The organism is Arenicella sp. 4NH20-0111 (assembly GCF_040366405.1).
Classification (GTDB): Bacteria; Pseudomonadota; Gammaproteobacteria; order Arenicellales; family Arenicellaceae; genus Arenicella.
Window position 1 is genome coordinate 768,403 of sequence record NZ_BAABWF010000001.1, and the last position, 20,843, is coordinate 789,245.

Below are 20,843 nucleotides of genomic sequence, written 5' to 3' on the forward strand. Positions count from 1 at the left end.
ATTATAGTCCGTGAGGAAATCGCTTAAATTTTTCAATTCCACTCAGGTCATCCTCAGCCAATGGATCCCGCTTCTCGAGAGAAGAACCTGTGTCAGCTTCATTACTGAGCGAAAGGCCTCTGTTGGTTGTGGGTGCGGTCAGATTTCGGTGTTCTACCTGCAATGAGTTTGGAAATAGTTCGTCTGTAGGGCCATCACGAGTTTCAACGATTCCCATTTCGTCGAAGTGATGAATCATGTTGTTGATTTGCTCTACGTAGCTGCCATTTCCTAACGTTCGAAACCAGTCGTCACGTTGGTTAAAGGCCGCTATGCGTCTTTCCGTTGATTCGGACTGGTTCATGACGATGTCATAGTCCTTTTCAGTCAATACTTGATTGGGTACACGGGCAGGCCAAAATGTGGGTAAATAGGGGTCGTACTTTGGACCGTAGCCAGCGTAGTACCCGTACTTGCAGCTCGCTGTGTCTGTTTGCCATGGTACGGCCATCCAACGGGTTATATCACCTGGAGCTTGCGCGTACAAAGGACCTTGTTCTGAGACCGCTACCTCGGGGGTAAGTAAGGAACCGTAACTTGTTGGTGCTTCATGAGCAGGTCGATGTCGTAACCGGTATTCACCCATGTACATGCTTGAGTGTCTCATGGGCCATGTCATTTCGCAGCCAGGATGAAAGGCATCAGCCAAACAAAATTCCAGGGCAGCTCGATCAAGCGTGCTAGGTTGATCAGCCAATGGCACGTCCTCTAGATGTCGAGGTGGTTCTGCATTTGGGTCGTAGTCGTTCATGAAGTGACCTTCGGCCCATCGTTGAAGCGACGCCAGTTGGGTGTCTGTGACGGAGGCGTGTTGCCTCGGAGTGTCGGCCGGTGGTACATTCATGGCGTCGCCATAGAGCCATGGCCAAGGTTGGGGCGCTTTTCCGTCTCGCTTAAATTCACGAAACATATTGGCCATTTGTTGTCGAAGTTCTTTGTGCAACACAGACTGGCTTGATAGTTTAGTCATTAACTCTTTGGATTTGAAATACAGAGGGCCCTCCCAACCAAACTGCGCTGCGTACCCTTTGTTTACCCACTCAAGATTACTCATGCGAATGAAAAGAGGCATGATGTCCTTAGTGAAAGAAACCGTTGAAGGCTTTGCCAGTAAACCAGACTTTGTGTGTACGTCAGTGATTAAATCAAACATGGTTCTGACGGACTTTTGAAGTGGGCCATAGTTAGGCGGCGCTACAACAACCCAAGCGGGGTCTACAGGAAGTTCCCGGCCGTCGATGCAGACTTTAGCGACTACTGGACCATCACTGGTGTCATCATGCCAACCATCATTGTTGGCGAACGTTGTCGCAGGCTTGCCATCGATTGATGATGACTTTCCATGCCCGCCTAGAACGAGCAATTGCCCGTCGTCCTGAGTTTTCAGTTCGCCTAAATAGACTTTGTTATCGAAAAAAGACCCTTGATCAAATTGATACTGGGGACCTGATTGGTTCGAGCCGGAAATGGAAACTCGGCCACCGTCAATCAAAAGTTTAGCGCGTTCACTGCCCTTAATATCGGCATTTCGACGTGCGGTATCGGGCGCCGCTTTTGCCTCAGGAATATCGAGCGCCAATTGAAATTGGTACCAAGAAGCCTTTTGATTGGCTAAGTGAACTTGCCATTCAATGTCCGCTTCATCACAGGTTAGCTCCTTGACGACGTCGCCATCTGAATTGTATCCATAGATTCTGAACCGAGCGGCCTCGCGTTTCAGTGCTCCTGAATCATCACGGTAGAATCCAGGATCTTGTGGAGCAGGGTCAATGACCTCCGGGCCTATGTAGAATTCTGTTTTTGCGTTTCCAACGCGTGCAATTCCAATGGCAGGGTGAATTGCGGCGCGTACAATTTTATCATTCATGAAAAATTTCCTTGAGTGGGTAGATTGATTGTTAGAGGTCATGTCGGTTCTAACAACGGTCGGTCATTTTTACAATGATCTTTGCACACTGTCGATTACACTCAATTACACTTGTTGAGTAAGTCGATGCCGCTTGGAGGGGTGAGGTAACAAGGTTGCCCGAACGATAGTTGTTCCACGGGCTCCAACTGAGTTTCGGTTTGTGGTAATTTGAGAGGCTCGAAAGTTGAACCTTAATGATAGGAACGTTGATATGTGTGCACCCATTCGCTCATTAACTGTGATGGCCGTAATTTTAGCTTTGTTTAGCTCCGGTCTTTCTCAAGCCAAACAACCCACTCCCGAAGAGAGGGCTTACAAATTTCGTACCAGTTTGTTTCAGACCTTTGCGTGGAAGCTTGGACAATTAGCACAAGCAAAAGGACGAGATGATCAGTCAGCATTTACCCAGCATGCGAAGGATTTGGTGTATCTCTCGACCATGACCGACGAAGGCTTCTCGATCGAAAACAGTATTCCAGAAGGCAGTAAGGCCAAGCCGGAAATATGGCAAGACAGTGACGGTTTTAGCGATAAGGCCGCGAACCTGAAAGCGTTAAGTGAAGGACTTTTGGAGTCTCAAGCTATGGCCGACTTTGATCCACGCAAATTTGGAAGTAAGGCTTGTGGGTCTTGCCATCGTGAATACAAAGTAAAAGATTAATTGCGTTGTTTGCATCCTCAATGGCAGGGTGCAAGCAAAAAGCTTGAACGTGATTCCTATTTAATAGCCAAAGTCATCCAGTGGAATCAGATCAAGATATGCGGTTGAAAGCCAATAAACGAACCCTGCGCATAGGATGAGAATTGCCAGTGCAAGCCAGGGGCTCTTGTGAGTCTCTGGATGCGCAGATTCCCCCGCCTTTTTTCCGGTGATCATGGTGCGGGTTAAATTTTCTTTTTTCACAACTTGATGAAAGAAAATGGCGGCCACGTGCAATCCTAGAATAGCGTAGATAAGCACAATATTATCCAAGTGCAGCTGAGTGATTTGATCTCGTGTTTCGGCGCTTAACAATCCGGCTAACGGCCCAAATACATAACCGTCTGTACTGAACATACCTAGCGTTGCCTGAATGAGGAGAATACTTAGTATTGCGATAACCGATAGGCTTCCCAAAGGATTGTGACCCAAATGTTCTTGGTTTTTCGCTGCGGTGCTTTTCCGAGAAAATAAGCCTTTTGCGTATTTGAGTGTTTCGGATAATGGGAAAAAGAGGCGTTTCAATCTTGAATATTTAGATCCGATAAGCCCCCAAATAAGCCTGAATAATATAAGGGTAAGCACGCTATAGCCCGCATAGAAGTGTTGCTCCATGTCTTCTAGAATTTCGACGCTCACCCAAGCGTAGACAATCGAGCAAACTAACGCCCAATGGAAAAGTCTTGTGGGTAAATCCCAAACGAGCAGGGTGTTTACTTTGTTTTTGATCACAAGTCGTTTTTCTGGAGGATCGTTACAACTGAAAGATAGCGCTTGGTCTACCGTCTTTTTCCTTCGCCGACTGATAGCTGGGAACTTCCTTTATGCGCTTTACCCACGCCTCGCAATTTGGGTACTTACCCTTCAGCAAACCCTTGGTGTACGCCGATTCTAAGGGATAGCTCAGCATCATATCTGCGGCCGTGATGCTGTCTCCGGCGAACCAGCCTGTGGCTTCGAGATCGGCTTCGGCTTTGTCTAAGAGCAATGTGACCCTGGGGTTTACCATAGCACTTGACGCTTTACCTAGGACCATCTTTATTAGCGGCCGAATCAACGCTGGTGTTCGTGTCACGAGCATTTGAAACACAATACTCATTAACATCATTGGCATCAAAGAGCCTTGTGATGCGTGGAACCAAAACAAATAGTCGGTTCTGGCTGTCGAATCCGAATTCGGTCGTAATGTGGAATCTGGATGTTTATCCAAAATGTAATCAAAAATCGCACTTGTTTCAGCTAGATTCAGTGCCCCATCGCTAATGACTGGTGAAGTACCTAATGGTGAAATGGCTTTGTAGTCAGCCGGGGCAAGGCGTGTTTCCTTGTCACGTTCATAGAGTTTAAGTTCGTAGTCGGCGCCAAGCTCTTCAAGAAGCCAGAGTACCCGATAAGATTGAGAGTATTCTAAATGGTGTAGCGTAAGCATATCTATTCCTGATTGTTGGTCGTGTTTTTGGGTTGTGGCTGTTCGGACAATATGCCCAATAAAGCCAATCTGGTGAGTTTGCTTGGAAAGGAGCTCGGTTTTTCAAAGCCTAGTCTTTGTAAAACCTTTAATGTCGAGCTGTTTCTATTCTGTCCGAGGCCTTTGAATACTAACTTAAACAGCTCAACCTTAGATCGGCTTGCCTCGTTGAGCTGTTGCAGTATCGGAATCAATTTTTGCTCAAGGGCATCGAAGTCAGTGCCGAATGGGTAGTCAGGTAACAAGTCGGACTGCCTGAACGGTTGCAAGGTTTGTTGTAGGTCTTGTTGGGTATTACGCGCGCAATCGGCCTTGAGTTTGAAGTCACCACTTATTTTTCCATTGGCCTTGGCGGTCGCTAACAATTCCCTTTGAAACTGATTGTCGGTAATTGACAGCATTTCGGCGACCACGTCTTTATCCGTAGCCCCTTTAAGGTCAGCGATGCCATACTCATTGATGACTATGTCTCGCAAATGCCGTGGAATAGTGGTGTGGCCGTATTCCCAAACGACATTACTGGTTTCCTTGCCGCGACGGCTTCGGACCGCCTTAATCATGATAATTGAACGAGCATTCTTTAATGCGAAGGACTGCCGCACAAAGTCGTATTGGCCACCGACCCCGGAGACCACCTTACCACTGTCCAGTCCGTCCGAAACGATGGCTCCTAGGACTGTGGCTTTCATTGCGTTGTTGATAAATCGAGCGTGACGCCGGTTTTGCTGTTTGCGATTAAAATCGATATGAGCGCCGTTAATGTATCCAATCGCCGTCATATTAATTTTTTTACGCAGATCTTCTGGCATATCGCGCATACGTTGATACATTGACTTGGGGCCTAAGAAGAAGCCGCCGTGAATCAGTGTGCCATTGACCTCTCTCTTAACCACGCCGGCTTCCATGAGATCCAAAAACACGTCAACGAGCATCTCACTGACGCCGTACAGTCCGACGTCAAATGGTTCTAAATGGAGCTGGCTTAGCTGGCCGACATCGTCGGTGTTGTTTAGCGCCGCAATGATGCGTTTGTAGTTAGCATTGTCCTTATGTCGCATGATCAGTGCATAGGCGACGGCATCGCCAGCCGAACCAATACCAATTTGCAATGTGCCGCCATCTTTGACTAGGCTCGATGCATGAAACCCGGCTGCGTAGGTGGCTAAATCAACGGACGCTTTGGGTACACTAAATAGGCCGCTGTTGGCGCTGTCGCCTTCTAATATGTGTCTAAACTCAGCTTCTGGCAACTGAGCATCGTTTGGCATGAACGGCAATTGGTCGTTGATCTCGGCTACCAAAGTGAAGTTGGTATCACCAGCGGTACGTGCCGCCAACAGTTCCAGAGTGATGTCAGGATTGCAGGACAAACTTAAGTCGCTAGTAGACTCGGGCGCACGTGCCACCATTTGTATGATCAAATCCACATTTTTATCTATTAAATAGCCGCTAACGTGCGAGTAATTAGCGCTGATGTAATTGGCTTGAGAATGTGTGTTATTCAGATAGGCTCCAGCATGTAAGAAGAATTCACTCACCGTAACATTGCTAGGTAGCTTCTTAGAGATTAAGTCTCTTGCATAGAGCAGCTCTGGGTAGTCTCCATAGAGTCGGTCAGCAATCGGTGCAAAGAAGTTCTTTGCGAGCCCGGGCTTTGGTTGAGGTGTTTGTAACGTCAGTGCCGTTAAGATGGTTAAGGACATTGATGAGTTGTCTTTAACCTGTTGGTAGAGGGCGTTGATTAAATGGTTGGCCTTACCAAGGCCCAAAGGCATGGCAACGGTAAGTCGTCCGTTGTGGGTATCCAATAAATGGGCTGCTAATTCACTTGCTTGTTGCCAGCGCTGACTTACTTGTGGGTTCAATCTAGCTTTCCGTCTTCGTGGGTGACCGACTAATGAGTCGTTAATTCAAACGTTATTATATATAAGCTTTACTGGCTTGGACAAAGTGGATCCTGAGAATAGCTAAGAATTATGCAGGTCACAATGATGATCTTCGGCTAAACCGATTACCAAAGGTGTTCACGAGTAACCCCGTTAGTACCAACGCGGTGCCGGCCCATTGAATGCCAGTAATTGACTCGTTGAGTAATATGCCTGCTGACGTTAGCCCAACCACAGGCACCCCTAAAGAGAGAGGGGCAATTTGTGCGGCTGGGTATCGCGACAGTAAATAACTCCATAGTCCGTATCCTGTTATGGTTGCAATAACCGCTAGGTAAGCCAAGGAGGCGAATGATTGCCAGCCAAAATTAGTTAGGCTGCTGATTATTTGATCTGAGCCCTCAAGCCAAACACTGCAGATGAAAAATGGAATGGGAGGTATCCAGGCACTCCAAATTATTAAGTTTACGTTTGCATCGTACCCTCTATTACTAATAGAACGATTGCAGATATTGCCCAATGCCCAAGCACCAGCACCGGCTAAGGTTAGCCCAAAACCCGCAGCGGTCATGGCATGTGTGTCATGACTTGAGGCAATCAATATCAACCCAGAAGTGGCAACCAAAATGGCACTGATCTGATAGCCCTTTATGGCTTCTTTTAAAATCAGAAACGCAAACAACAAAGTAAACAGAGCTTGAGCTTGTAAGGCAAGAGACGCCAACCCAGCCGGCATTCCGTAGGCCATAGCGCTGAATAGAAATGCAAATTGCAGAAAACTAATTGGAATTGCATAGGCGACCCACCATATAATCGGAATATTCGGGCGCTTAAAAAATAACGAGCCGATGCTCGCCACCATCAAAAAACGAAGGCCACCGAGTAACATCGGAGGTATGCCTTCTAAACCCCATGCGATCACGACAAAATTGATCCCCCAAATTAATACGATGTACAGGGCGATTAACATATCTCTATTAGACACAGATACTTCCTACTTATTGGCTAGGCTCGATTGTCGAGCCAGGTGAGAGTTGTGTATAAGCTTCTAATAAGTAGCGTGTACGATCATAAGCGGCATTAAAACGGATGGCTTTGAGGCTGCGAAATATCTAAAAAACGCCTGCCTAAAAGTTGCGGTTAAAGCCTAGCACAATTGATTTTCTGTTTTACAAAAGTCGTCCTCTAAACCAAGTTCTTGGTCTAAAAATTTAGGTAAAATGCGCCAAAAGTCTCTGGTTTTGGAGTTGGTGAGCAGAATTAGGCCAACGCCCTTCTCCGGTAAAAATGCTATTTGTGCTCCGTAACCTTCAACCGATCCAGAATGGTTTATGACCTTCGATCCGGCGTAGTCGTAGATTCGCCAACCTAAGCCATAATGAGTGTTGTTTACGTGATGCATAAACTTAACTCGCCTTGATTCTCGCGCCGTAGGGACTTGAGGAGTATGTAAGCGGTTCAAGGCAATTTGAGACAGTACTTCTTGATGATGACCCATTTGAGCAAGCAACCATTTAGACATATCAATAACGTTTGCGTTGATGCCACCGGCCGCGGGTACATCGTAATATGGCTCTTTTACATTCACCGCGGACCAGCGCTCGTTTGGTCGGCGTCGATAAGAATGAGCCCAATTGTCGCCTTTCATTAGGTTGTTCTTGCCAAAGGAGGCACCTTCCATGTTCAACGGGGTAAATATGCGTGATTGCACGGACTCTGCGTAGGACTTCTTATCCGCAATTTCGATCGCTGACGCGATCATATTAAACCCAACGTTTTGATAGGCGTAGCAGGTGCCTACTGCACAGATTGGTTGCACCTTTCTCATCTCACTGAGAATTTTTTCTGGGGCTATGTTTGCTTCAAGTAGGTTGTCGTACGCATAGGGTGGTAAGGAGAGACGATGGCTCAGCACGTGCTCTAGCGAGGCTGACCTTGCTTGTGAGTGGCCTTTTAATTGAAATGAAGGGTTAGATGCAATGGCCGGATCACTTAATGACAATCTATCTTCCTGTTCTAGTTGTACTGCCACTGCTGCCGCAAAGGCCTTAGACAAAGAGGCAATGCGAAATATGGTGTCTGGGTTAACTTTATCCACGTTGCCGGTTTCTCTATGACCGTAGGTCTTAACCATGGCCACCTTGCCATCACGTACCACGGCAGCGGCTAGGCCCACTATTTGATCACTATTGCCTAAATCAGAGAGCGCTTTCTCGAATGGGCTGTCTTGCGACGCGAGCGCACAAGAGCTTTCTAACATGGCCACGCACAAAAATAAGAAACGGCGTACTAACATAATTCTAAGAACCCTTGATGCGACGGCACAGTCATTAATCTTATGAGTGACCATAATGTAAAAGTACACTGAGGCCAAGAGCTTCATGGCGTGCGGGGTTTGGGGAGTCCTAGACACCCAAGGCTCGAGTCTGATAGCGTGTGAGTCCTGAAACGGTGGTAAACAGAGATTAAATGAAATGACGCGCACAGTGTTGAACGGAAAAAACGTGATGATGATGTTTTGGGTCTTATTCTTTGCCAGTGGCCCGGCCTTGGCAGATCCGAGTGTTCCCCATACTATATTGCCACTTAAAGAACGCGCTCGAGTCATCGACAGTATTACCCAAAAGCGTATACATCAGCTTCTTCCAGAAATGATGGCACAGTCAAACATTGACATGTGGTTGTTGATAAGCCGTGAATATAATGAAGACCCAGTTCTTAAAACCGTTCTGCCTGCCTCTTGGATGTCGGCGAGGAGAACAACAATGCTGGCGTTTGTTCGACAAGAAAGCTCAGTAATTGCCGTGGCCATTGCACCGTATAATGTTGGTAGTACATTTCAAAGAGCTTGGGATAAAGGTTCTCAACCGAGTCAGTGGCAAGCATTGGTGGAGCTGATAGAAAAGTATGACCCTAAAACAATCGGCGTCAACCAGTCTCGGGTCTGGGCCCAGGCTGACGGCCTTGCTGCGACAGATAAGCAAACGCTGCTCACTGAACTGCCTGAGAAGTTTGCGAGTCGTATTGTCTCTGCGGAAAGTTTGGCTGTCCGTTGGTTAGAAACCAGAATAGCTGAAGAGGTTGAGTTGCTTAAGAGCATGACATCGTTAGCTCATAGAGTAATTGCACAGGGATTCAGTGCTAGCGTTATTGTGCCGGGTCAGACTTCGACAGAAGATCTTGTGTGGTGGTTTAGAGAGAAAGTTCGTGCACTTAATTTAGCGACTTGGTTTCACCCCTCGGTATCCATTCAACGCAGTGATCATATTAAATTTGATCACGAAGACGCGTTCACCAATGGAAGCGGCGATCAGATAATTCAAAAAGGAGATTTGCTGCACGTGGATTTCGGTATTTCATATTTGCGGCTCAATACCGATACTCAACAACATGCTTATGTTTTAAAGGACGGAGAAACTAGCGCTCCACGCTATCTAGCTGGCGCCCTGAGTCAGGCAAATCGAGTACAGGACATACTCACAAAAAATTTCGCACACGGCAAAACCGGCAATCAAGTGTTAAAAGAGTCCAGAGAGCAAGCCATAAAGGCTGGACTCAAACCCACGATCTACACCCATCCAATTGGGTATCACGGTCATGGTGCTGGAACGACCCTTGGTATGTGGGATTCGCAAGGCGGAGTAGCGGGTTCTGGCGATCACCCTTTACATTTCAATACAAGTTACGCGATTGAGTTGAATAACGCTATCAAGATAGATGCATGGAACAAGGAGGTTCGCATCATGTTGGAAGAGGATGCCCACTTTGATGAATCTGGAGTGTGGTATTTCGATGGCCGTCAAACCGAGCTTTTATTGGTTAGATAACGTTAAATGGGAGCCTTACTAGGCTTAAGACGTGATTGACAGCATTCTGCCAATCACGTCTTAACCTGCTGTGTCTGTTAAACTTACTTTTCTTCGAGTCCACCAAAAGCCGCGTTCAGGGCATCAATGAATGGTGTCAGTTCCATTGTCATCACTGAAAATTCAACGTCAAACTGGTCTGCGGCGCTATCATTGTTGTGATCATCCGCTTGTTCGGTAATGTCGCTACTGTACTTGACCCGTTTGATACAAAACTCATCGTCGATGATGCACTCGATACTGTCCTTCCATGTAATTGCCAATTTTGCGACTTGCAGACCGGAATCGATATGTCGATTGACTTCTTCAATCCACAAATCTTGATGTTTGAATTTAATGCTGCGGCCTTCGTCTAACGAAGACAGCTCGCATTCTTCACCCACCACAATGTCTTGTGGTATTTCATTGCCAGTGAGCCAACCAGTGAGCACGTCTCTTGGAGAAGCTAGTGGCGTTAGCGGTATCGCTTTGAGCGACCCTAATGCTTCTCGTAAGGCACTAATCAGGGCTTCTGCTCGTTTCGCTGAGCTTGTATTGACAACAATAAGTTGATTTTCAGGGTCAATATAAGCGAAGTCATAGGAAGATTTCACAAATGCCTTTGGCATGAGTGAAAAGATGATCTCTTCTTTTAGGTTTTGCTTTTCAGCTCGCCCTACTGATCTCCCTTCGCGGTCCGAAATTTCGGACACTTTTTCGTCGAGCACTTCCTTGATTATTGACGCTGGTAGAATTTTTTCTTGGCGCTTAGCGCACACCATGATATAGCCATTGGCGGCGTGTACAAACTCGCTACCATCGCGCCCTAGTGGCGAGGTCCAGCCATACTTCTCAGCTTCCACACTGCCACAAGGTGTAAATTCAAATTTAGCCAGTGCTTCATTAAGTGCTTCTGGAGTGCGATCAAACCGGTCGCTTAGCTGATAGATTCGTAGATTCTTGAACCACATAGATTATTTGTCTCTGATTAATGGGCGGATTGGTGCCGCACTCGTTAATAGTGCAGGTCGTTTCGTTAGTATTTGCAGTGAAACTAAAAATACGATTTTGGTGAGCCATTATTTGAATGACAGCCAGAGGCATCATATTTAGTGTGCGTCGTATTGCTTAAAATCGTCGAGAGTTCCACTGAAAAAGGCCGCGCATTTTAGCACAATGAAGGATAAAAACATGGCGGCCGCACGGCTAAGAAAATGGGTGATTTTTGCACGCTGATACCAGCTAGGCTTGTCGCCGATTTCGCTGACACTATTCGAATAATAGGAGTAACAACCAGCTCAGCACAGCCTTCTTTCTTGGGCCTGAAGACGTTGTGGGAGGCGGAGTTGACGCGTTAGCTTCAATTGCGCCAATATCAGGGTTGGCATCCCTAGAGGCTCCCAGTAAATCATCTGCGGGAGACGCTGTATTGATTGCAGCGTTGATTGCTGGGCTGCCATTCGCTGGTCGTCCATATCGATTCGCTAGGTCAATAAAGGCCGCGCGAATGCTGCTGAAATTCCCGTCAAAAGAGTCCCCATTGAAGACTGGTAGAGTTAAGTCGTTTGAGATTGGCAGTAACGGGTTGGCGTTTATCGAGCTGTTGTCATCTGCTAGATTTACTTCTTGATTAGTATCAGCCGGTATTGCCTTGTTGCCGTTGTGGTAAAGGTTATTTTGTAAGGTGATGGACGAATTGTCGCCACTGGGCGCGTCAAAAACATCAGCGCCGAAAAAGCCCTCGGTTCCCATACTGCCGGTTGGGTCCGACCAAATGTTGTTTCTTAAAACCAAGTCTCTATTGGCTTGATTGGCGCCGCTGGCCAATAGTCGTGCCGCAAAACTTCTTGAAGGTAAATCGCCCACAACGGTGTTAAATTGAAAGCGAATGTCATTTGAGCCTTGTATCGTGAGTGCGCTGCGCATTATCCGAGTGGAATTCCCAAGCATCAGGTTATTTTCGATCAGCACATTTTGCGCTTCAAAGTTGCTGGTGCCATCTTCACCAATACGCACAAACCCTTGGCCACTGTTGCCCTGCCAATTGAGAAAAATGTTTCGGCGAATCGAAATGTTACGTGAGCCAACAATGCCATCGCTGTCGCCGTTGCTGTCCTTTACTAAGACATAACTGCTGGTCACGCTCTGCGAATCACTATTAAAGAAAATATTGTCCAGAATGTTTACGTTTTCAACACTGTTAATGTCGATGTGTTCATCGGTACCCGATTGGTTATAGAACATATTGCCCTGGACCGTAATGTCTCGTGTACCGTTATTGATTTTCAGTAGGTCGTTGTTGGTGCTGTCATGAATGACGTTATTACGGAGCACTACCCGTCTGGCATCAGAGGTTTGAATTTGTATTACCAGAGCGCCGGTGTTTCCAGCGCTGTGCGCGATATCGAAGCCGTCCACGGTAACGCCCTGACAGGTAAAACAAATAAGTGCAGCCCCGTTATTATGTCTAAGGCGTGCTTGGTATGGCTTAGTTGATCGAATAAGTACGCCACTGTTAAATTGTTGATCAAGGCGCACCTGACCATTGTAAGTGCCAGGCGCCACTTCAATTGTTGTGCCATCGTCTACTTGGTCAATCGCAAAGCTGACGGTCGCCCACGGTGACTGTTGAGATCCATCACCCGAAGCGTCGCTGCCGTCTGTGGCCACGTAAACGGTTTGTGCTGTCGCGGCGGCGCTAAGGATAAAGAGAAAAATTGTGGTTCGTAGGATGAATTTCACAGAAAGAATAGCGTCATTGTTGGTTACCATACATAGCTTCCTAACTATTGATTGTATCATCAGCGATTCTTTATGACTTTCGTGTTCAGAAAAGAGTGCGAGAGTCAGAATGGAATAGAAAAATACGCTTTTGAGTTGAAAGACAGAGCTCTTCTAATAGTATGAGCCGATGTACGTTTGTTTCTTTTCGTATTGTTCAAGTCTCTTGGTAATTTTGGGAATCGACCATCCCTTCCTCTTAGCTGCCTTTAAAGCCTTTTTTTGTAGCTTGATCGCTTTTTTGTAATTGTTTTTGAGTGCGTATGCAGCTGCGTTGGTTTCCATAATTCTAATATCGTCTTTAAAGGTATATGGTGGATTCTCTATCAATGCAAGGGCTTCATCAGGATCCAATAGAGACTTTTCTGGCGATGTGACCAGTTCCCATGCCAGAAGCACTTTTGACGGAAATCCACTAATCTTATCTTGAGCGGCATTACGTAACCAACTCATGATTGATTCGGCTCGATTATTGGAGATGGCAATATCATGTATCTCAGAATTTGCAAGAAAACGCTGAGCAGGCGAATAGCCACCTACCGCAGAGGCTTTTATCCATTTAAATCCGTTTTTTTTATCAACCTTGCAGCCCCTTCCTTCAAGCATATTTCGACCTATTTCAAACTGAGAATTAGCAACACCTGCCGCGGCAGACTGAGTAAACCACTCATTTGCCTCACGATATTGAATATCCCGCTCTTTGAAATAGTCATTGAAATGCCGATAGGTGTTTAGCCTCTGGGCATACTTATATTGAGCCAAAATATTGCCGTCTATTGATTTGGCTTTTAGGTTGTCGAGCTCGGCCAGGAGTTTGTCGGTGCTAACTTGGGAAATGGTGCTGTCCAGTTGGTAAATTGTGGTGTGCCGCTCGGACCTCGGCTTTTTGTTGAGTGTTGGTGGGTAGAGATAGTCGTCTAGTGCGGCTAAGGTAGCTCTATAAAATGCTTCGCTAGTGGCGGAAGTAATATGAATCTCACGAGGGTATCCTTCAGGCGAAATCGTAAATTCTGCGGTTACTAGCCCCATTCTCCCGTTTTGTACCTCGCGTCTTGGGTAATTTGGTGTTCCTCTTTTTAATGGCTCAATGTCTGGAGGACAGTCTTTATCATCTAAAAGCTCAGGGAAAATATTATTTTTTATGCTTTCTGCGCCATAAATTAAGGCGAACTCGCGGTAAAGTTCTTCTGATTTCTTCTTCTGGGTGTCGTCTAATTTTGAAAAAATGACTTGGGTTGTTTTGGTAAAAGATTCATCATTAACTCCTTCGTTTGCCACTTTCATTAATACATAAGCTTTCACTGGATCACGTTCTACTGCTTCGCCACGAAAGTACATTACTCCAAGATTGAACAAAGATGCCGCGTCTCCGATCGCGGCCATTGTTTCAAACGCGGATCGAGCTTCTTCGAATCTCCCGTCGGAGTAAATTTCCATTGCCCTATCAAACGAGCCACTCGCCAAACTGCTAAAGCAAAATAGAAAAGCTGCCGCCATTGATACAAAAATTGTTCGGTCAAATAACATGGTTTTTTTTCGTAGTGTGCTCATAGGTTTTTATGCGTTCAAATAATTGTGAGATGTCAAAAGCTTGCATCGTCAAGTGCTTAATACAAGGTTTATCGTATTGCTTAAGAATAGAACTACGTAGAGATAGACGCTAGCTTGTATTGCAAGAATTGAGGTTAGCTATCGCTGATCTTGTACCAGCTCGTATCCTAATATTCGAATACGTTTGCGCTCAAGATCATAAAGTTTTTGCCTGCATAACTGTTCCGCTGAGGCCCTGATAGACTTGTTTGGCAGGTGTCCGCACTCGAGAGTGTCGTTTTCGAGTGTAATTGGTCGTGCTGGCGGAGCCTTTCGGGAGGACTATATTCTATTTTGCGTATTCTGAACAAAGTCTCACTACTAATTTATTTAGGCTTATTGCGGGAGATATTGTTAATTCACGTATACTAGCTTACTCTCTTTTGAGGAATCCCTTTGTTTGAGCGTTCATGTATACCTTACTTATTACTTTCTTTGTTCTTGCTATTTTCTTCTCCTTTATGTGTTCGTTATGGGAGGCAGTGCTATTGAGCATTACCCCTACCTACGCGCGTATTCAACATAAAAAAGGAACTGTGACGGGTCGTTATTTACAGGAGTTTAAGGAAAACATAGACAGGCCACTAGCGGCTATTTTGACCCTTAACACGATAGCGCATACGGTGGGTGCGATCGGTGTTGGTGAACAAGCCGCTAAAATATGGGCAGACAGCAGTCCATTCATCACTCGTTTGTTGGTGCCTGGTGGCATGACCTTAGCCGTGTTGATCCTATCGGAGATAGTACCCAAAACAATCGGTGCGCTTTATTGGCAACGGTTGGCTAAGTTTACCGTGTTCTCGCTGCGCTTTCTTATGCTTGTTTTGGCGCCACTTGTGTGGATGGGCCAGTTGGTAACGAAATCGCTCAAAAAGGACTCAGATCAACCCATACTCACGCGTAATGACTTCTTGGCAATGACCGAAATGGGCGAGCAAGATGGTGTGTTTGATGCCGATGAGTCTCAAATGATCGGCAGCATGATTCGGTTTCAAAGCATACAAGTTCGTGATGTGATGACTCCGCGAACGGTGGTCAGTGCGACGTCAGAAGAGCAAACCATTGTTAAGTATTACGAGCAACGAAAAGAAAATCAGTTTTCGAGAATACCCACATTTAGCCAAGGCAACAAAGATCTAATAACGGGTTATATTCTGAAAATAGACGTCGCAGAGGCTCTGATCGAAGGCCGGGGTGAAGAATCGCTTAGTAACCTGCGCAGGGACATCGTCGCGGTGGGTGAAACACTGCCTGTTACGGAAATATTCACTACGCTTATGAGCCGCCGCGAACACGTGGCTGTGGTGCTGGATGATTTTGGTGGTATGGCGGGCATTGTTACCATGGAAGACATTATCGAGACCATCTTAGGCATGGAGATAATGGACGAAACCGATACCGCAACTGATATGCGAATCCTTGCCCAAAAGCATCGAGAAAAGCGGGCTAAAGCGCTTGGCGTGCTTGACCCAGAACCCAGTGACTAAGAGCGATAGTCATCAGGGTTCACAGTGAACAATTCGATTCTATAGATGGCGAGCCGTATTAGCTAAGGCGTCAGTATCAAATGGCCCTACTAAGTTAAGAAACACCGCCTTTTCCGGAGTGCTGGCCATGATCGATAGCCCTGCTATCATTGCTCCTTCGCCGAACTGTAAAACGGCAATGTTTACGTCGTCTTCACGAACCGTGGCAAGCGTTTTCCAGCTCTTGTCTTTTAATTTTGCCATGGAATCGGCAATGGCATTGTCAAACACTTTTCGGTTAGACCCCACGTCATAAACGTGTAGTTGAACACCTTGCAATTCTTTCAGTGCGCTTTTGAGTATTCGCTCTGGCACATCTGGAACATGGTTTGAGCTATCAACAACCTTATCTATGAGCCAGCGGGCAGGTTTGACTCCTCCGGGCCCAACGTTGACGGATAGTAGTGCGTTAACTGAATTTCCTTTGGGAGTTGCTAAGGTCGCGTAACCGGGTTTGGATTTAATGCCGCTGGAGGCGTATAAGTACCCTGCACCGCCAATCAATAGCAGCGAAGAAACCACGATTAATACTATTTTTAGAGCTTTCATTGGCTTGATTTCCGTATTAGTTAATATCGATGTCTAATGATTCAGCTACTTTGCCGATTTTGTCGGGGTCTATTTCACCTACGATGTTGATAAAGACAGCTTCGCCACCTTCTTTCTCTGGCGATACCACCATTACCACGACTCCGTCGATGACGTTACTGGTTGATTTGCTGAATATTCGAACCTTTTGATTCTCTTCATTGTCATTGACGGTAACCAGCGTTTCCCAGTTATCTGCCCTCAACTCGCCACTCACTCGATCAACCGTTGAATTGGCCTTATCTGTTTTGCCATTAAGGTTATATACGCGAACCTTAATGGACTCCAAATTTGAGAGAATATTCCCGACTTCAGGGTCCTCACTGTCGGCAAAACTACCGACTAACCTCATTAGACTGGCGCTGAGATTAATCTCCACTTTAGGTTCACCGTAATGTGACGATAAGTCAGCAAAGTCAATTTGCCCGCGCTCAAGAGCGTACGCCGGAGCACATAACAACAGTGTTGTAAAACACAGTGTCAGTAATTGTTTTAAATTTTTCATATGGTCCTCTTTCATTAAAGGGTGTCGCGTGCTTTATAGGCTGTGGCGCTGTGTCTGTTTATCAAGTTCAGGTTGTTCGGTGTTGGGCTCTAATGCGTCTTGCATGGCATTTCGTCCAATTTTCAGTGCAGGTTCTACACCGGCTTTCTTCATATTGTCGTTAAGCGAATCGATTACTTGAGACCGTGCGATGCGGTTTGCTTCGCCTAAATACTCAAGAGCGGTCGCTAGGTCAGCTTGTGCTTGCTCTAGTTGTTTTATGGTTTGTTGCTGTTGATGGAATTGAAACCCCATAACCGCTACAAATAGGCTAGCGGCGATGCTGGTAACTCGTGTCCAGCTATTGAATACGCCCCAGATAATGTTGTTTGATTTTGAGTCTGGTCCTAGTTTAGAAGGGTCGACGTTAGCAAGGCTTGGTTGTTCTGAAACAGGCTTGGGGTCTGAGTCAGCAAGCCCTAAGAGCCTGTCACTTAGGCCTTCAGGTACATCGACCAGGGGGTAATCCACTTCGGCCTCATCTGTTACATCCGATGATGAGGCAAACAACTTGTTCAAATAATCTACTTCGTTCTCTTTCATAATTCGGTACCTTGCAAAAAGCCGCGCAATTGCTTTCGGCCGCGGTGTATGTATACCTTCGCTTGGTTTTCATTTAAATCAAGCGACCGCGCCACGTCTTTAATGGAGCGTTGCTGTAAGTCGGCCAAAATGATCAGCGAGCGATAAGGCTCTTTTAGTTTCTCTATTGCTGTGCTTAGCCAACTGCTTACTTGTTTACTCATTAGTTGTGATACGGGTTGACTGTGTGAACCCTCGTTCTCAAACTCATCCAGCTCAGTGTCAGTCGTTGGCTTGCGTCGACGCAATTTATCAATACAAATATTGCGTACGACGTGCAGCAACCAGGCTTTTGCTGATTCTGTATCAAATTCTTTGTCGTGCATGGTCGACCACAGGCGCTCAAAAGCTTCTTGCGTAGCATCTTCAGCGTCGGATCTGTCAGACAAGACATAAAATGCTTGTGAGTAAATACGTTGCTGGTGCTGATCTACCATTGTTCGAAACAAACGTTTCATCGAGAGTGTGGCCCTAAATTGGTTATTTTTGTTGCCGTTCAATTATTAAAACGCACCAAGAGAGAAAAGGTTACAAAATATTTTGGTTTTTTTATTGAGGGCTGATAGAGAAAGCTGATTTGGAGTGCGTCTAAACAAAAATCCATCTAAATAGTCTAACGATTGTAGGATTTAAGCTGCATAATAAAACAGAACAAAAAACAGGTACGGATTATGCCCAATATCAATCGTCGATTTTTCCTAACCAGCGTTGCAAAGTTTGTGGGGAGTGGCGTTTTGTTGGGCGGCTGTTCTGTCACACCCAAATCATATGGCAATACGAAGGTGTCATTTTCTGAAGGCGTGGCAAGCGGCGATCCCTTATCCGACCGAGTCATCCTATGGACTCGGCTGACACCTCAGTTAAAAGGTGAAAACAAAGCAAGCTTGACTTTCGATGAGGTAACTTGGCAAATAGCCAAAGATCAGGATTTTGGCAACATCGTGAATCAAGGAGTGACATCAACAAGCAGCGATAACGATTTTTGTGCGAAGGTGGATGCTCAAGGGCTGGAATCTGGAACTAAGTATTTCTATCGTTTTTTGCATGGCGACGACATTAGCCCAATCGGTCGAACGAAAACACTGCCAGAAACGGATGCCAAAGAAGCTCGGTTTGCCGTTGTCTCTTGTTCAAATTATGGCCATGGCTATTTTCACGTCTATGGCGAGATCGCTCGTCGAGACGACCTAGATTTTGTTTTGCATCTTGGAGACTATATTTACGAATATCAGGATGACGTGTATTCAGATCCAGACCTGATTGCCAATGATAGATTGATTGAGCCTAAGCATGAAATCCTTAGCCTTGATGACTACCGTGCCCGTTACCGTTGCTACCGCAACGACACGAATTTACAAGCTGTCCACGCCAGTCTGCCATTTATCGCCGTGTGGGATGATCACGAAATTGCCAATGATGCTTGGATTGAGGGGGCCGAAGGTCATCAACAGGATGAAGGCGACTGGGCGAAACGCAAGATGAATGCTTTGAAAGCTTATCGAGAGTACATGCCGATCAGAGATCCGGAGCAAGGGTCAGATCCTTTGCGGATTTATCGTCGTTTTGACATTGGCGATTTGGCCGCACTCATCATGTTAGACACCAGACTAATCGGTCGCGAGGAGCCAGTTAATTATCGTCACGACATCATTGATAAAACGGTTTCATTTGATGTTTCTGATTCAGCCAATCCAACTCTAATTGAAGACAGTCACTATGCGGCGAATCTGGCTCATAAGGAGATTAAAACGTTCAAACTTCCATTCGATTTCAGTACCGAACCACCAACGCCGATCACCGATTGGGCTCGTCTTAATAGTATTGATCCCGGCGCATTGCCTAAGAGCTTAAAATACTTGCCTGACGCAAACCGAATCAAGCTAGAGAAATTGGAGGACCCAAACAGAGACCTGCTTGGGAAGGATCAAGAGAGTTGGCTTAACGAGCAACTAATTGACTCTAAAAATTCGGGTCACACTTGGCAAATCATCGGGCAACAAATTCTTACGGGGCAAGTATGCATGCCGAACATAGCTGATATTGCAGCTCCTCGTGATGAAGGGCATAAAGCCTTTATGGATGCCGTGATTATGCTTGGTAAGCTAGACCTGCCTTTGAACATGGATGCATGGGATGGCTACAACGTAGCAAAACAGCGGGTTTTGAACAGCTATAAAAACAACGCCAACAACGTGATCAGCCTCGCTGGTGATACGCACAATGCGTGGGCGTTTGAACTAACGCCCGACAATGAAAACACACCAGTCGCAGTGGAATTTGGGACTCCGAGCATTAGCTCACCTGGACTGGAAAGTTATCTCCCAACCACTGACAATAAAACAGCCGCTAATCGCATGATCGAGAGAAATCAAGAATTGGTATTTCACGACAATGAGCAACGTGGTTGGTTGGAAGTTAGACTGGAAAGAACACAAGCACAGAGTCGTTTTCACTTTATTTCAAGTGTTAAGACCCAGAAATACAAAATGCATAAGGGCCCAACATTCACTGTCAAAGCTGGCACTAATAAACTGGTCAGTAGTACTTAATCTTCGGTTCCTATAAACCGGCGTACAAGTAGACAGTTGGCCTATTCGCCGTGCTTAATAAAACTTGCCGGTCTGCGCATTGATGATATTTCGCCTTGCGATAATATCAGTCGCCGGTTTTATTCGGTAAGCGCACTAAGGTCATTTCAGAGTGATTTTCTCCAGCGCCACTGAGGTAGCTTTCGCCGCGCCGAATAGAATTGGGTTGCTCAGAGAATTCAAACTCCAAAGAATGTTGATGTGAGTCTTTCAGACTTGCTAGGTTTGTGGAATCTAAGTAATTGAACGAAAGTTTATTTAATTTCGATCCCATAGTTAAACGCAGTCTTGGCTGATTGCCTTGCGGGCAGTAGTGTGTGGCTAAAAGCCGCTCGCCATCTTGATGATATACCGTTAAGGAATGTTTTTTACTGCCACGAAGCCAAGTTTCAACTAGAACTGTGTTGTTGGCGGTTAGCTCAAACGACACCCTAAATTTCCCCTTCTTATCGTTTTCTTTCTTCCATGTTCCAACCAGTGTTTTCATCTGCTCAAATGCGTGTTCGCTAGTAACAACCTCGCGTGCGTTTGCATTGAATGACAGTAGAGAGAACGCCAATAAGGTCGTGAATGTCTTTGATGGGCTTAGCATGGCTTTGGTGGCCTTAGAAAAGATAAGTGTTATTACTAGATGAATCATCCCGCGTAACGGTTGCAATAAGTTGTTGCTCAGTTAAACCGAATGCAAATTAAACAAGCACGACGGGTTCGCACTGGGCTTAAGAACAAGCAATTTTTCCTAATTTTCTACGTCTGACGGCTTGAGGAGGCAATCTTGTATTTGCTATAACTGGACA

At 45.9% G+C, this 20,843-nt stretch carries 18 protein-coding genes; 4 read left to right on the forward strand and 14 right to left on the reverse strand.

All coding sequences use genetic code 11. The features are described from left to right. Position 1 precedes the first annotated feature (1 nt). Positions 2-1,906: a LodA/GoxA family CTQ-dependent oxidase gene (locus tag ABWW54_RS03295; RefSeq protein WP_353410077.1), complete on the reverse strand. Its 1,905-nt coding sequence runs from the start codon at positions 1,904-1,906 to the stop codon at positions 2-4. Between the two features lie 253 nt (positions 1,907-2,159). On the opposite strand from ABWW54_RS03295, the gene ABWW54_RS03300 reads away from it, so the two are divergent. After that, positions 2,160-2,609 carry a c-type cytochrome gene (locus ABWW54_RS03300; protein WP_353410079.1) on the forward strand — a complete coding sequence of 150 codons (450 nt, stop codon included), beginning with the start codon at positions 2,160-2,162 and terminating at the stop codon, positions 2,607-2,609. 60 nt (positions 2,610-2,669) lie between these two features. Here the strand turns inward: ABWW54_RS03300 and ABWW54_RS03305 are convergent, their stop codons facing one another. The 5 genes from ABWW54_RS03305 to ABWW54_RS03325 form a co-directional block, all read right to left on the reverse strand. Continuing rightward, positions 2,670-3,380 (reverse strand): cytochrome b/b6 domain-containing protein, encoded by a 711-nt coding sequence (locus tag ABWW54_RS03305; protein ID WP_353410081.1) that lies wholly within the window; start codon positions 3,378-3,380, stop codon positions 2,670-2,672. Between the two features lie 22 nt (positions 3,381-3,402). Beyond that, on the reverse strand, positions 3,403-4,077 hold the full coding sequence (locus tag ABWW54_RS03310; RefSeq protein WP_353410083.1) for a glutathione S-transferase family protein: 675 nt from the start codon (positions 4,075-4,077) through the stop codon (positions 3,403-3,405). A gap of 2 nt (positions 4,078-4,079) precedes the next feature. Then, positions 4,080-5,981, reverse strand: a complete 1,902-nt coding sequence (locus tag ABWW54_RS03315; protein ID WP_353410085.1) for an acetyl-CoA hydrolase/transferase C-terminal domain-containing protein — start codon at positions 5,979-5,981, stop codon at positions 4,080-4,082. A 118-nt stretch (positions 5,982-6,099) separates the two neighbouring features. Further along, positions 6,100-6,987 carry an EamA family transporter gene (locus tag ABWW54_RS03320; RefSeq protein ID WP_353410088.1) on the reverse strand — a complete coding sequence of 296 codons (888 nt, stop codon included), beginning with the start codon at positions 6,985-6,987 and terminating at the stop codon, positions 6,100-6,102. A 162-nt stretch (positions 6,988-7,149) separates the two neighbouring features. Then, entirely contained in the window at positions 7,150-8,262 is a 1,113-nt protein-coding gene (locus tag ABWW54_RS03325) for a serine hydrolase domain-containing protein (RefSeq protein ID WP_353410090.1), read from the reverse strand. Between the two features lie 214 nt (positions 8,263-8,476). Between ABWW54_RS03325 and ABWW54_RS03330 the strand changes: the two genes are divergently transcribed. After that, a complete protein-coding gene (locus ABWW54_RS03330) occupies positions 8,477-9,829 on the forward strand; it encodes a M24 family metallopeptidase (protein ID WP_502907749.1) in 1,353 nt (450 codons plus the stop codon). Between the two features lie 83 nt (positions 9,830-9,912). Here ABWW54_RS03330 and rdgC read toward each other — a convergent pair whose 3' ends face one another. The 3 genes from rdgC to ABWW54_RS03345 all read right to left on the reverse strand — a co-directional run bounded on the left by rdgC (position 9,913) and on the right by ABWW54_RS03345 (position 14,179). Next, a complete protein-coding gene (rdgC, locus tag ABWW54_RS03335; RefSeq protein WP_353410092.1) occupies positions 9,913-10,818 on the reverse strand; it encodes a recombination-associated protein RdgC in 906 nt (301 codons plus the stop codon). A 298-nt stretch (positions 10,819-11,116) separates the two neighbouring features. After that, positions 11,117-12,619, reverse strand: a complete 1,503-nt coding sequence (locus tag ABWW54_RS03340; RefSeq protein ID WP_353410094.1) for a choice-of-anchor Q domain-containing protein — start codon at positions 12,617-12,619, stop codon at positions 11,117-11,119. 123 nt (positions 12,620-12,742) lie between these two features. Next, entirely contained in the window at positions 12,743-14,179 is a 1,437-nt protein-coding gene (locus ABWW54_RS03345; RefSeq protein ID WP_353410096.1) for an energy transducer TonB, read from the reverse strand. A 449-nt stretch (positions 14,180-14,628) separates the two neighbouring features. On the opposite strand from ABWW54_RS03345, the gene ABWW54_RS03350 reads away from it, so the two are divergent. Beyond that, a complete protein-coding gene (locus ABWW54_RS03350; RefSeq protein WP_353410098.1) occupies positions 14,629-15,705 on the forward strand; it encodes a CNNM domain-containing protein in 1,077 nt (358 codons plus the stop codon). A 39-nt stretch (positions 15,706-15,744) separates the two neighbouring features. Here ABWW54_RS03350 and ABWW54_RS03355 read toward each other — a convergent pair whose 3' ends face one another. Genes ABWW54_RS03355 through ABWW54_RS03370 form a run of 4 tightly spaced genes read right to left on the reverse strand, consistent with a single transcriptional unit; the run spans position 15,745 to position 17,916 of the window. Continuing rightward, positions 15,745-16,293, reverse strand: coding sequence for a DUF4252 domain-containing protein (locus tag ABWW54_RS03355; protein WP_353410100.1), 549 nt, complete (start codon positions 16,291-16,293; stop codon positions 15,745-15,747). A gap of 16 nt (positions 16,294-16,309) precedes the next feature. Further along, positions 16,310-16,837, reverse strand: a complete 528-nt coding sequence (locus ABWW54_RS03360; protein WP_353410102.1) for a DUF4252 domain-containing protein — start codon at positions 16,835-16,837, stop codon at positions 16,310-16,312. Positions 16,838-16,870: 33 nt separating this feature from the next. Continuing rightward, the gene (locus tag ABWW54_RS03365; protein ID WP_353410104.1) at positions 16,871-17,419 is read right to left on the reverse strand and encodes a hypothetical protein; all 549 of its coding nucleotides are present in this window, start codon (positions 17,417-17,419) and stop codon (positions 16,871-16,873) included. Then, positions 17,416-17,916 (reverse strand): RNA polymerase sigma factor, encoded by a 501-nt coding sequence (locus ABWW54_RS03370; RefSeq protein WP_353410106.1) that lies wholly within the window; start codon positions 17,914-17,916, stop codon positions 17,416-17,418. Before ABWW54_RS03370 ends, ABWW54_RS03365 begins: the two co-directional genes overlap by 4 nt. A 213-nt stretch (positions 17,917-18,129) precedes the next feature. On the opposite strand from ABWW54_RS03370, the gene ABWW54_RS03375 reads away from it, so the two are divergent. Beyond that, positions 18,130-20,007 (forward strand): alkaline phosphatase D family protein, encoded by a 1,878-nt coding sequence (locus tag ABWW54_RS03375; RefSeq protein WP_353410108.1) that lies wholly within the window; start codon positions 18,130-18,132, stop codon positions 20,005-20,007. Between the two features lie 106 nt (positions 20,008-20,113). Here the strand turns inward: ABWW54_RS03375 and ABWW54_RS03380 are convergent, their stop codons facing one another. Beyond that, entirely contained in the window at positions 20,114-20,686 is a 573-nt protein-coding gene (locus tag ABWW54_RS03380; RefSeq protein WP_353410110.1) for a hypothetical protein, read from the reverse strand. Positions 20,687-20,843: the final 157 nt, after the last annotated feature.